This window comes from Leucobacter faecis (assembly GCF_054456695.2).
Genome location: NZ_JBTJER020000001.1, coordinates 228,973 through 241,475 on the forward strand (window position 1 = coordinate 228,973; position 12,503 = coordinate 241,475).

Annotated in this window: 11 protein-coding genes; 10 read left to right on the forward strand and 1 reads right to left on the reverse strand. The window is 63.8% G+C overall.

What is annotated here, in order from left to right; translation table 11 throughout:
• Complete coding sequence (locus ACXR2W_RS01055) at positions 1-1,185, forward strand: acetyl-CoA C-acyltransferase (protein WP_458812301.1); 1,185 nt, start codon at positions 1-3, stop codon at positions 1,183-1,185.
• A gap of 52 nt (positions 1,186-1,237) precedes the next feature.
• Entirely contained in the window at positions 1,238-2,308 is a 1,071-nt protein-coding gene (locus ACXR2W_RS01060; RefSeq protein ID WP_458812304.1) for an ABC transporter substrate-binding protein, read from the forward strand.
• 83 nt (positions 2,309-2,391) lie between these two features.
• Here the strand turns inward: ACXR2W_RS01060 and ACXR2W_RS01065 are convergent, their stop codons facing one another.
• Positions 2,392-3,561: a M20 family metallopeptidase gene (locus tag ACXR2W_RS01065; RefSeq protein WP_458812307.1), complete on the reverse strand. Its 1,170-nt coding sequence runs from the start codon at positions 3,559-3,561 to the stop codon at positions 2,392-2,394.
• A 69-nt stretch (positions 3,562-3,630) separates the two neighbouring features.
• On the opposite strand from ACXR2W_RS01065, the gene ACXR2W_RS01070 reads away from it, so the two are divergent.
• The 8 genes from ACXR2W_RS01070 (at position 3,631) to ACXR2W_RS01105 (ending at position 12,315) form a co-directional block, all read left to right on the forward strand.
• A complete protein-coding gene (locus ACXR2W_RS01070) occupies positions 3,631-4,251 on the forward strand; it encodes a TetR/AcrR family transcriptional regulator (RefSeq protein WP_458812310.1) in 621 nt (206 codons plus the stop codon).
• A gap of 91 nt (positions 4,252-4,342) precedes the next feature.
• On the forward strand, positions 4,343-5,548 hold the full coding sequence (locus ACXR2W_RS01075; protein WP_458812313.1) for a Glu/Leu/Phe/Val dehydrogenase dimerization domain-containing protein: 1,206 nt from the start codon (positions 4,343-4,345) through the stop codon (positions 5,546-5,548).
• Positions 5,545-7,164, forward strand: coding sequence for a thiamine pyrophosphate-binding protein (locus tag ACXR2W_RS01080; RefSeq protein WP_458812316.1), 1,620 nt, complete (start codon positions 5,545-5,547; stop codon positions 7,162-7,164). The genes ACXR2W_RS01075 and ACXR2W_RS01080 overlap by 4 nt, the downstream gene beginning before the upstream one ends.
• Positions 7,165-7,210: 46 nt before the next feature.
• Positions 7,211-8,278 (forward strand): ABC transporter substrate-binding protein, encoded by a 1,068-nt coding sequence (locus ACXR2W_RS01085; RefSeq protein ID WP_458812319.1) that lies wholly within the window; start codon positions 7,211-7,213, stop codon positions 8,276-8,278.
• A 92-nt stretch (positions 8,279-8,370) separates the two neighbouring features.
• The gene (locus ACXR2W_RS01090) at positions 8,371-9,432 is read left to right on the forward strand and encodes an ABC transporter substrate-binding protein (RefSeq protein WP_458812322.1); all 1,062 of its coding nucleotides are present in this window, start codon (positions 8,371-8,373) and stop codon (positions 9,430-9,432) included.
• A complete protein-coding gene (locus ACXR2W_RS01095; RefSeq protein ID WP_458812325.1) occupies positions 9,429-10,373 on the forward strand; it encodes an ABC transporter permease in 945 nt (314 codons plus the stop codon). The genes ACXR2W_RS01090 and ACXR2W_RS01095 overlap by 4 nt, the downstream gene beginning before the upstream one ends.
• Positions 10,370-11,209: an ABC transporter permease gene (locus ACXR2W_RS01100; RefSeq protein ID WP_458812328.1), complete on the forward strand. Its 840-nt coding sequence runs from the start codon at positions 10,370-10,372 to the stop codon at positions 11,207-11,209. The genes ACXR2W_RS01095 and ACXR2W_RS01100 overlap by 4 nt, the downstream gene beginning before the upstream one ends.
• On the forward strand, positions 11,206-12,315 hold the full coding sequence (locus ACXR2W_RS01105; protein ID WP_458812331.1) for an ABC transporter ATP-binding protein: 1,110 nt from the start codon (positions 11,206-11,208) through the stop codon (positions 12,313-12,315). Before ACXR2W_RS01100 ends, ACXR2W_RS01105 begins: the two co-directional genes overlap by 4 nt.
• Positions 12,316-12,503 lie beyond the last annotated feature (188 nt).

A 12,503-nucleotide genomic window follows, 5' to 3' on the forward strand; every position in this document is an offset into this window, starting at 1 on the left:
ATGGAAGAAACCGTTATCGTCGAGGGCGCGCGCACCCCGGTCGGTCGATTAAGCGGTGCCCTCGGCAAGATTGCCGCCCCCGACCTCGGCGCTCACGCCATACGCGCGGCGCTCTCGCGCGCGCACGTTTCTGCTGGCGACGTTGAAGAGGTGCTGCTGGGCAATGTGATTCAGGCCGGGCTCGGCCCGAACCCGGCCCGGCAGGCTGCGCTGGCCGCCGGAATTGGTTTGGGCGCCTCAGCCACCACGCTCAACCGATTGTGTCCCTCGGGGCTCGCCACAGTATCGGTGCTCGATCGCGCAATTAGGCTCGGTGAGCGCGCTGTCGCGGTGGCCGGCGGGTTCGAGTCGATGACGGGTGCACCGCACGTCGTGCGTGGCGCGCGTGCAGGCTTTGCGTACGGTGACGGCGCGCTAGAAGACACGCTCAACAGGGACGCCCTATTCTGCGCGATTGACCACTGCACGATGGGCGCTGCCACCGAACAGCATCAAGAGCCCTTTGGGTTGAGGCGCGAAGAGCTCGACGAGTTCGCGGCTCGGTCGCATGCGCGTGCCGCGCGTGCCCGAGACGCAGGCACATTCGCCGAAGAGATCGCGCCCTATGAAATAGTGGGGCGACGCGGCACCACCGTCGTGGAGCACGACGAGGGTATTCGTGACGATACGACCGCCGAGGGGCTTGCTCGTCTTCGGCCAGCATTTGCGCAAGACGGCATCATCACGGCCGGTTCGTCCTCACAGCTGTCTGACGGCGGCTGTGCGCTTGTACTCATGTCGCGGTCTGAGGCTGAGCGGCGCGGCCTCAAGTGGCTTGCGCGCGTGCGGGCGAGTGCGGCGGTCGCTGGCCCCGACACGTCACTGCTGCTGCAGCCCGCGCGCGCGATCGAGCGCGCGTGCGAGACGTCGGGCATCGATGTCGGGCAGCTCGACCTGTTCGAGCTGAACGAGGCGTTCGCGGGTGTTGCGCTGCTGTCTGCGCGTGAACTCGGAGTCGACCTCGATCGTGTGAATCCGAACGGCGGTGCGATCGCGCTCGGCCACCCACTGGGTATGAGCGGAGCGCGCATCGTGCTCTCGCTCGCCTACGAACTTCGCCGCCGCGGCGGCGGTATCGGGGCGGCAGCCCTGTGCGGGGGCGGTGGTCAGGGAGACGCGCTCATTATTGAAGTGCCGGATCACTAAAGTGGTAGGAATTTCACGGATAGAACGTAACAGACGTCGAGGAGGACGCTCAATGTTTACATCTCAGAAGGCGCGGGGCGCGGTCGCCGCCGTAGCGATCGCGGGGCTGGCCCTGACCGGATGCGCGGGCGGAGGTGGCGGCGGCAACGACGAGAAGTCCCTCGCGGTGACAATGTGGGGCGGTGGGGCGCAAGATGCTCACGTGAGCACCGTGATCGAGCCGTGGGCGCAAGAGAACGGGGTGACGATTCGCCAGGACTCACCCACGGACTATGCCAAGATCGACGCAATGGTCGAGGCTGGCAAGGTCTCGTGGGGCATCGTTGAAACCGAGCCCAACTACACCGACACCGCCTGTGAGGCGGGCACCCTCACCAAGCTGAGCGACGCCGTGTTTGACGCCGCGAAAGAGGCGGAGGTGAGTGACGAGTTCTTGAGCGAGTGTGGAATTCCGATTCTGCAGTACGCCTTCACGATCGCGTATAACACCGACAAGTTTGCCGACGCTCACCCCACCACGTGGGCAGAGTTCTTTGACACCGAGAAGTTCCCCGGTAAGCGAGGGTTCTGGAAGTACGCCACCGGCGGCATTTTTGAAGCGGCGCTGCTTGCCGACGGGGTGGCTCCGGCCGACCTGTACCCGCTCGACCTTGACCGCGCATTTGCAAAACTCGACACCATTAAAGACGACATCGTCTGGTACGACACGGGTGACCAGCAGGTGCAGCTCGTGGCGAGCGGTGAGGCGCCTCTCGTGCAGGCCTGGAACGGACGCATCACCCAGGCAGCAGCCGACGGCCAGCCCGTCGCCAACGAGTTTGGTGAGAACCTCACCACGTATGAACACGTGGTGATTCCAAAGGGCTACCCCAACACCGAGCTTGCCGAGGAATGGATGGTGTGGTTCTTGTCGAACCCCGAGGCGCAGGGCAACCAGGCGGTCGAGTCGGGCTACGGGCCCGCTTCACCGCTGGCGCTCGAGTTCGTTCCTGAGGACGTGCAGGCCGAGCTCGCGGGCAGCGAGACCGTCAATTCCCAGGCGGCTGCGACCATGGACTACGGCTACTGGGCCGACAACTATGGCCCGGTGACTGAGCGGTTCAACGTGTGGATGGCACAGTAATACACGCCACGCGTAGTCATAGCGCGTAACAGCGAAGCGGTGTGGGGAGCGGCGTACGCTCCCCACACCGCTTCGCTGCGCCACTAGCTCCAGGGCTGAGTGTTGCGGTCTTGTCGCAGTAGTCGCGCGCGCACGTCGGGGTGCTGCGCGGCATCAATGACGACGTGGCTCAGTAGGGTGGCGCCCGCCACCACAAAGTCGTCTCCGGCGCTGCCGCGGGCCGCCTGCGCAAACTCGCGGGTGTGGATCCCGGCGCTCCCGTCTCCCAGCTGCAGCATGGGATGAATCGCGGGTACATGGAGTGACAGGTTGCCCATATCGGTCGAGCCACCACGGGGCTCGAAGAGCGGACCTGCCACGCCGGCGGTGGTGGCGCTGCGCTGATAGAACTCCAGGAGATCGGCATCGGCCTCGAGTTCGGCGTAGGCGACCGGGTTCACCGAGAACTCGAACTCGCAGTTCGCGGCAATCGCGCCAGCTCGCGCGCACCGCTCGAGCGTGGAGACGGCCCTGTGCATGCTCTCGAGGGTCGCGGCGCGTACCATCCAAGAAGACTCGGCGGCGGCCGGAATGACATTCGCGGTACCAAAGGGAGATACGGGTACCCCGTGAATCTGCTGCCAGGGTTCGAGCTGCTGCCTGGCGAGCCCTACGGCCGTCATCATGACCGTGAGTGCGTCGAGCGCGTTGCGCCCGAGGTGTGGCGCGTACGAAGCGTGCGCTGGCGCGCCGGTGAAGCTCACCGAGATATCGGTTGAGGCGAGCGGCGTCATCGAGCCGTAGTTGCGCGGGCCGGGGTGCAGCATGAGCGCCGCGTGAGTGCCTGCGAACGCTCCCCGTTCGAGCAGCATGATTTTGCCGCCCGCGTTTTCTTCGCCCGGAGTGCCTACGAGCTGAACGGTGATGCCGAGTCGATCGGCGAGGGGAGCGAGCGCGGTGAACGCGCCGTAGGCTGTAGCGGCGATGAGATTGTGCCCGCACCCGTGGCCAATCCCGGGCAGCGCGTCATACTCGGCGCACAGCGTAATGACGAGGTCGCCCGAGCCCGCGGTCGCACGCAGCGCGGTGGGTACCCCGGCTAGCGCACGCTGCACGCTCACCCCCTGCTGCTGTTCGAGTGAGGTGGCGAGCAAGTTTGCGGCGCCCACCTCCTCCATTCCCAGCTCTGGGTGGTCGGCAAGCTGATGGCTGATCTCGACGAACTCTGATCGCTGAGCGGTGATGGTGTGTTCGACCTCTGCTTTGAGTGACATGCGCTTACGCTATCGATATTGGAGTTACTGATCAATGGTTCAGTTGTTCAGGCGGATGGTGGAGGCGCAATGAGGCAGCGATTGAGTGGCGAGGCGCGGCGTGATGAGATTCTGCAGGCCACGGTGGAGCTCGTGGGCGAGCGCGGGCATCAGGCGGTGCGCGTCATTGACGTGGCGCGCAAATTATCGGTGAGTGCCGGGCTCGTGATGTATCACTTCGGCACGAAAGAGGCACTGCTTGCAGCCGCGTTTGCATCTGAAGCGGGGCGAGATCTTGAAGCGGCCCGCGCGATTCTGGCGCAGAGCGGGCACCCCACTGAGGCTCTCGTGAAGCTGACGGCCTGGTATCTACCGACGAGTGCGGGGGCACGCAGCTGGAGGCTGTGGCTCGATGGCTGGGCCGCGAGTCAGTTCGACGAGCAGTTTGCGAGCGTGATTCGCGCGTGTGATGACGACTGGCGCGAACTGTTTGCGACGGCGGTGCGGGCCTGCAGCGACCGGGGACTTGCGCGGGCGGTCGAACCGGGGGAGCGGGGGGTGGCCGCCGCCACCGAACAGCTTGTCAGCTTTATGAACGGCCTCGTCGTTCGCCGCCTGACCGCGCCGCAGGTGATCCCTGACGTGACGCTTACCGAGTGGGTGCGTGAGTACCTGGTGCGCCAGCTCGAGATTTCGCTTGACGCGACGTAGCGAGTCGTGCACACTCATTAACTGAACCGTCATTTAGTTATGATCTAGACGGTTTCGCACCCACATCACCGATCTCAAAGAGGAGTATCGAATGCAGCAAGCGACCGTGAAATCTCGCCCGTCCTTTATGGAGATCACCTGGCAAGACCATGAAACGAGCGCGGTGGGCTACGTCGTCATTGACCGCCTCCTGCGCGGGGTGTCGAGCGGGGGGCTTCGCATGCGGGCGGGGTGCACGCTCGACGAAGTGCGAGGCCTGGCGCAGGCGATGACGAAGAAAGAATCAGTGCACCTGCGCGAGGGCATGGCCTACGTGCCGGTGGGAGGCGCGAAGGGCGGCATCAACTTTGATCCGCGAGACCCGGCCGCAACGGGGGTGCTCGAACGGTTTCTTGACAGCTTGACACCGATCCTGCGCAGCTACTGGGCCGTGGGCGAAGACCTGGGCGTGCGCCAGGTCGACATCGACGAGATCTTTGAGCGCCGAGGCTGGGGCAGCTCCGTGGCGCCCGTGCGCGCGCTGCTGGGTGACCAAGCCGCAGTGGCCGATACGCGCATGGCACGCGCCTTTGCCGTGCAGGTCGATGGTATTTCACAAGACGAGATGGTCGGCGGATACGGTGTCACCGTCGCTGCACTCACCGCCCTTGAAGCACGGGGTCTCGCCCCGGAGCGGGTGCGCGCGGTGGTACAGGGCCTGGGGTCAATGGGCGGCGCTACGGCGCGATTCTTGGCCCGTGCGGGTGTGCGGGTCGTAGGCGTCGTCGACGCGGGCGGCGTGATCGTGGATCAGAACGGGCTCGACGTCGAAGCGCTCCTCGCCGCCCGCGACCAGTTCGGTTCTGTCGATCGCACGCGGCTACCCGACGGAGCCGCTGAGCTGCCTGGGGCTGAGTGGCTGCGCGTCGAATGCGATCTGCTGGTGCCCGCGGCCATCTCGGGCTGCGTGACGGCGGAGAACTGCGACGAGGTGCGTGCGAGCATCATCGTAGAAGCCGCCAACCTGCCCGTGACCCCCGAAGCAGAGGCCCGTCTGGCCGCGCGCGACGTTGAGGTGATCCCCGACTTTGTGGCCAATTCTGGCACCAATGCCTGGTGGTGGTGGCTGCTATTTGGTGATATCGACGGCACCTGGGAGTCCTCACGAGCCATGCTCGATACACGCCTGGGCGAGCTCACAAGCGAGGTGCTGCGGGCTGCCGACCGCGACGGCGTTACGCCCAGGGAGGCTGCCCTCAAGCTGTCGCACGAGCGGCTAGCGCGCATGGAAGCAAACGAAAGGAATGCAACACTATGACTATCGATCCCCACAACACTGGCCTGGCGATTATGCGCACGGTGCGCGGCTACGGTGTCGACACGGTCTTCGGTATTCCGGGCACGCACAACCTTGAGTTTTACCGCCCCGTCGAGAGCCTCGGCATGCGTGCCGTGACTTCGCGCCACGAGCAGGGCGCCGGATACGCTGCTGATGCCTGGGCGCAGCGCACCGGGCTGCCCGGGGTCATTCTCACCACGTCAGGGCCCGGCCTCCTCAACGCGCTTTCGGCCGCCGGCACCGCCTACTGCGAGTCGCGCCCCATGCTCATCTTGGCGCCGGGCGTGCCCAGGGGGCGCGAGGGCAGCACGAGCGGCATGCTGCACGAGACGAAGAACCAGCTCGCCGCCGCCGCCGCGATTGTCGACCATGCGGTGCGCGTGAGCACGGTCCACGAGGCTGTTGAGGCGGTGCACGAGGCCTTCGCGCGCGCACAAACCGGCAGGCCGCGCCCCACATACATCGAGGTGCCACTCGACCTGCTCGAGGTGGCCGTTGATGTTGACGAAAGCCTCTTGCTGCCGCGCGCGGTCACGCCCGAGACTGTGCATGGTGACCTGCAGCAGGCTGATCTGCAGCAGGCGGCGGAGCTTCTCGGCAGTGCGAATCGCCCCGCCATTATCGCGGGGGCTGGCGCGCGGCGCGGCCGCGAGTCGCTTGCACGCCTCGCTGAGATGCTCGGAGCGCCCGTGGTCACGAGCTCCAACGGCAAGGGGGTGCTTGCGGAGTCGCACGCCCTGTCCATCGGCGCAGACCTCCGGCTGGGGACCGCGGTGTCGCTGCTCAATGAAGCCGATGTGCTGCTGGTGGTGGGTACGAAGCTGGCCGAGGGAGAGTTTGCCGCGGGCGAGCTTCAGCCCGGGGGCAGCGTGATCCGGATCGACATTGATGCCGCTCAAGCGCGCGTGAACCTGCAGGCAGATCTCGTGCTAGTGGGCGATGTGGGCGACGCGCTGCCCGCGCTTGAGGCGGGCGTCGCCAGCATTGCGCGCGAGGCGCGCGTGCCGTGGCGGGATCTTACGCAGGTGCGCAAAGAGTGCCTCGCGGAGGCCGATCGCTACGGCGCCGGTATCGGCGAGGTTTCGCGCCGGATCGCAGCTGCGCTGCCCCCGGGCACGATCATCACGGGGGACTCGTCGCAGATTTGCTACGCCGGCATGGCGAGCCACTTTCGCGTGACGGGCCCCGCCGAGAGCATCAATATGACCACCTATGCCACGCTGGGCTACGGTCTTCCCGCGGCGATCGGCGCAAAGCTTGCAAGCCCGGAGCGGCCGGTCGTGTGCGTGACCGGTGATGGTGCGCTGATGTTCTCGGTGTCAGAGTTGCAGACCGCTTCTGAGCAGGGACTCAACCTCACGGTCGTGTGTGTCGACAACGGTGGGTACGGTGAAATCGAGCAAAACGAGGTGGACCGGGACATGCCACCCATCGCCGTACGGCTGACCCAGCCGAACTGGCCTTTGCTTGCCGACGCCTACGGCGGGCGCGGCTTCGCCGTGGCGAGTGCCCACGAACTTGAAGCGCGGGTGAACGAGGCTCTCGCCTACGAGGGGGTTGCCCTCGTGCACGTGCCCATGCGGCTTTTTATGTAGTACATCCTGTACATGCGGTATTCACGATGCGTCAAGGAGGACGAAAGTGAAGAAGAACACAGTGTTGATGGTCTCGGGTGCAGGCGTGCTTGCCCTTGCACTCACCGGGTGCGGCGGCGGGGCATCGGCTGGCGGCACCGACGAGCAGACGCTCACCCACGTTGAGTGGGGCGGGGTCTCGCAACAGATCAGTGCCGAGACGCTGTTTGAGCCGTTTGCGGCCGAGCGGGGCATCGCGCTCGCAGAGGATCAGCCGACCGACTACGCCAAGCTCGACGCCATGGTTGATGCGGGCAAGGTGAGCTGGGGGATCGTTGAAGTGGAACCCAACTACGCCGAGACAGCGTGCGCGGCGGGCAAACTCACGAAGCTCAGTGACAGTGTTAAGCAGGCTGCCATCGACAACGATGTCGACCCGGCTCAAATGGGGGAGTGCGCGATTCCCATTCTCGAGTATGCCTTCACCATCGGCTACAACACAGACACGTTCGCTGATGGGCACCCTGAGACCTGGGCTGAGTTCTTTGACACCGACAAGTTTGCCGGTAAACGAGGATTCTGGAAGTACCCGACCGGGGGCATCTTTGAGGCGGCGCTGATCGCTGACGGGGTGGAGCCTGGCGACCTGTATCCGCTCGACCTCGACCGCGCGTTTGCCAAGCTCGACACGATCAAGGACGACATCGTGTGGTATGACACGGGCGACCAGCAGACCCAGTTGGTGGCGAGCGGTGAGGCACCGCTCGTGCAGGCCTGGAACGGGCGCATCTTTCAGGCTCAGCAATCGGGGCAGCCCGTAGCTAATGAGTACGGCGAGAACCTGGGCACCTACGAGCAGATGGTTATTCCTCAGGGCTACGCAGAGACCGAGCTCGCCGAGGAGTGGATGGTCTGGGTGCTTTCGCATCCCGAGGCACAGGCCGAGTACTCCAAGCGCAGCAGCTATGGCCCGGTGTCGCCGGCCACGTTTGACCTGCTGAGCGAGGCTGAGCAGGCCGAAATGTCGAACAGTGCTGAGAACAGTAAGAAGATGTCGGCCCTCATTGATTACGGCTACTGGGCAGAACACTACGCAGAGGTCAACGAGCGCATGAACGTTTGGATGTCGCTGTAGCAAGTAACTGTTGCCAATACGGGATGTGCCTGACATAGTGGTCAGTATTGACTGGCTACTCAGTTAATGAAGTGACGTCAAGGAGGACGTTCATGAATAAGAAACTTGTCGTAGCTGCCGTGGGGCTTACCAGCGCGGCGCTTGTGCTCTCTGGGTGTGCCGGGGGCGCTGAGGGTGACTCCGATAAAACCCTCACCATGGTGGACTGGGGAGGTGAGACGCAGCGCGTCGCGCTCGAGTCCTTCTATAAGCCCTGGGCCGAAGAGGCTGGGGTGACGATGAAGGAGGATCAGCCCACCGACTACGCCAAGCTTGACGCCATGGTGAAGGCTGGCAAGGTCACCTGGGGCACGGTCGAGGTGGAGCCGAACTTCACCGACACGGCCTGTGCTGATGGAACGATCGAAAAGCTCAGCGACGATGTGAAGCAGGCGGCCAAAGACAACGGCGTTGACCCGCAGTACATGAGCGACTGCGGTATTCCGATCCTGATGTATGGCTTCACGATCGGGTACAACACCGATAAATTCCCCGATGCCCACCCGACCAGCTGGGCAGAGTTCTTTGACGTTGAGAAGTTTCCGGGCAAGCGCGGGTTCTGGAAGTACGCGACGGGGGGCATTTTCGAAGCGGCCCTGCTCGCAGACGGGGTGGCCCCGGCAGATCTCTACCCACTCGATCTCGACCGCGCATTTGCGAAGCTCGACACGATCAAGGATCACATCGTGTGGTACGACACGGGTGACCAGCAGACCCAGCTGGTAGCGAGCGGCGAAGCGCCGCTCGTGCAGGCGTGGAACGGCCGCATCTTTAAGGCGCAGAGCGAGGGCGAACCGGTCGCTAACGAGTACGCCGACGCGCTGGGCACCTACGAGCAGATCGTGATCCCCGCCGGCTACCCGAACAAAGACCTCGCCGAAGACTGGATGGTCTGGGTGCTCTCGAACCCCGAGGCACAGGCCTCGTACTCGCGTCAGACGGGCTACGGTCCCGTCACACCCGCAGCGCTTGAGCAGCTGAGCGCTGACGAACAGAAGGAGCTAGCAAACAGCGCAGACAACAGCGCGAAGATGTCGGCCACGATCGATTACGGATACTGGGCCGAGAACTATCCCGACGTCACCGAGCGCATGAACGTTTGGATGTCAGAGTGAGTAGCACAGTCACCGCTGGCAGCGTCTCGGTCGAGACCGAAGAATCGGGAGCCGCCGCCGGGGCCGCGGCTCCCGGCCCCGCCGCCCCCAAGTCAAAGCTGCGCCGATACTTTGCGATAGACGGGTGGGGCGCGCTCGTTCTGCCACTGCTCATCTTTCTCGTAGTGGTGTTCTTGATTCCGCTCGTGGCAATGCTCGTGAAGAGTTTTACCGACCCTGAGCTGGGCCTTGAAAACTATCGCGCCGTGTTCGCCGAGCCCCTCTACATGAAGGTGATTTTCAACACCTTCTACGTGGCCACGCTCGTGACGCTCGTGACGCTGCTGCTGGCGTACCCATACGCGTACCTCATGACGCTCGTGTCACCGTTTTGGCGCACGCTCATGATGGTCATCATGCTGATTCCGTTCTGGACGAGCGTGCTGGTGCGCAGCTTTGCGCTGATCGTGCTGCTGCGCGACACGGGCGTGATTAACACGATGCTCACCGAAGTGGGCGCGATTGATGAGCCGATCACGATGCTGCGTACATTCTCGGGCGTGATCTTTGGCATGGTGCAGGTGTCGCTACCCTTTGCGGTGCTGCCCATGTACGCCACGATGTCTGGCATCGACAAACGATTGGGACTGGCGGCCCAAAACCTGGGCGCCCGGCCCGCGGGGGCGTTCTGGCGCATCTTTGTACCACTGAGCGTGCCTGGCGTCGCCGCGGGATTACTGCTCACGTTCATCCAAGCGCTCGGCTACTACATCACCCCCGCACTCCTCGGTGGGCCCAAGAACACGATGATCGGTGAGCTCATTGTGCAGCAGGTGTCGGCTGTGCTGAGGTACGGCTTTGCTGCGGCCCTTGCAACGATGCTGCTCGCGATCACGCTGCTGTTGTTGGGGTTGGCGGGCAAGTTCTTGAACTTTGAGAAAGCATTGATGAGGCGATCATGATCACGAAAGTAATTACTCGCGCCTTTCTGGGGCTGCTGGCGGTCGGTATTGCGATTTACCTGTTGATGCCCGTGCTCGTCATCATTCCCATGTCGTGGTCTGAGAGCCCGTACCTGTCATTTCCACCAGAGGGCTTTACGACGCAGTGGTACGAAAACTTCTTCACTGACGCGGCATGGATGAGCTCGCTCGGCAATAGCCTCGTGATCGGTCTGCTGTCGGCTCTGCTGTCGGTCGTGCTGGGCACGCTCGCAGCACTCGCACTCGTGCGCGGTCAGTTTCCGTTTCGTGGCGCCATTATGGCCGTGTTGCTCGCGCCGATGATCGTGCCGTTTGTGATCGTCGGTCTGGCCGTGTACATCACCTTTTTGGGGCTGGGGCTCACACAAACCACGCTTGGCTTCGTGCTCGTGCACACCGCACTGGGAGTGCCCTACGTGCTCATTAACGTGGTGGCCTCGCTCAGCAGCGTTGATCGACGTCTAGAGATGGCCGCGATGAACCTGGGAGCGAGCCCCATCGGCACGTTCTTTCGCATCACGCTGCCGCTCATTCTTCCGGGCATGCTCGCGGGCGCGCTTTTCGCGTTCATTACAAGCTGGGACGAGGTCGTGGTCGCTATCTTCCTTTCGGGCCCAGATGTGACCACGCTGCCCGTCAAAATGTGGTCGGGCATTCGCGTGCAGATCGATCCAACGATCGCCGCCATCTCGACCATCTCTCTCGTGGTGATTCTTGCGGTGTTCGCGGGCCAGGGAGTCATCAAGTTGTTCTCGAGCGCCGGGGAGCGACGACGTAACAAGCGCAATTTTTCACTCCAGGAGGATCTGGCATGACGAGCCAACTCACGTACACCGAACAGATTTCAACCCTTGACCAGCACACAGGCGCCGCGATCCGGGTGTCTGATGTGCGCAAGACCTACGGCAACCTCACGGTGCTCGACGGTGTGAGCCTCGATATTAACGCTGGTGAGTTCATTACCCTGTTGGGCGCGAGCGGCTCGGGTAAGTCGACGCTGCTGAATATTGTGTCTGGCTTCACGCGGGCCGATGGTGGTCGGCTCGAGGTCGATGGCGAAGACATTACGCGCAAGCCGCCGCACCGCCGGGGCCTCGGCATGGTGTTTCAGCACTACGCGCTGTTTCCGCACATGAACGTGTGGGAGAACGTCGCGTTTGGGTTGCGCCGCCAGCGGCGCCCCAAGGATGAGGTGAAGCGGCGTGTCGACGATGTGCTCAGCATGATTCAGATGAGCCACCTCGCCGACCGCAAGCCCGATCAGCTTTCTGGTGGCCAGCAGCAGCGCGTCGCGCTCGCGCGTGGAATCGTGTTTGAGCCGCGCGTGCTACTCATGGACGAACCGCTCGGCGCGCTCGACAAGCTCCTGCGCGAAGAAATGCAGCTCGAGATTCGGCGTATTCACCAGGAGCTCGGCATCACGTTCATCTTCGTGACGCACGATCAGCACGAGGCGCTCACAATGTCAGACCGCATCGCGCTCTTGAAGCACGGCCGGATCGAGCAGCTCGGTACGCCGAAGGAACTGTACGACAGCCCCCAAACGCGCTACGTTGCCGAGTTCATCGGTGAGTCGAACCTCTTCAAGGGACGGCCTGCAGGTAGTGGATTCGAGGAGGAGAACGGGCACCGGTTTGACCTCCCCGCGGGTGCGGGTGACCTGCTGATGGTGCGCCCCGAGCACGTGCGCGTGGCGTATGAGAGCGGCGGTGTCAACTCGATTGCGGTGAAGATCTACAACTGCGTGTACCTGGGCAGCGACGTCGTCGTGTACGGTCGCGCGGCGTCGGGTCAGTCGATCGTCGCCCGGTTCCCGCTGTCGCACGCGACCCAGGCACCGCTCGAGGGTGAGCAGGCCTTCATGACCTGGGCGACCGCAGACAGTCGCTTGGTACCAGAAACCGGCGATAGCGCGCGATGAGTTATCGACCGGTAGCTCTCTATGCCGACATCGTCGACACAGATCTGACACCGGGCATCCGCCGCACTTGAAGCGGCGGATGGGACGTAAGCACGGCGGGGTCCTCGGACTCCGCCGTGCTCGCGCGCCCGGGGCGAGAAACGCATGCCCGCGTCTGCGGTTGAGAGGGTGGGCGTGCGGCCAAAAGT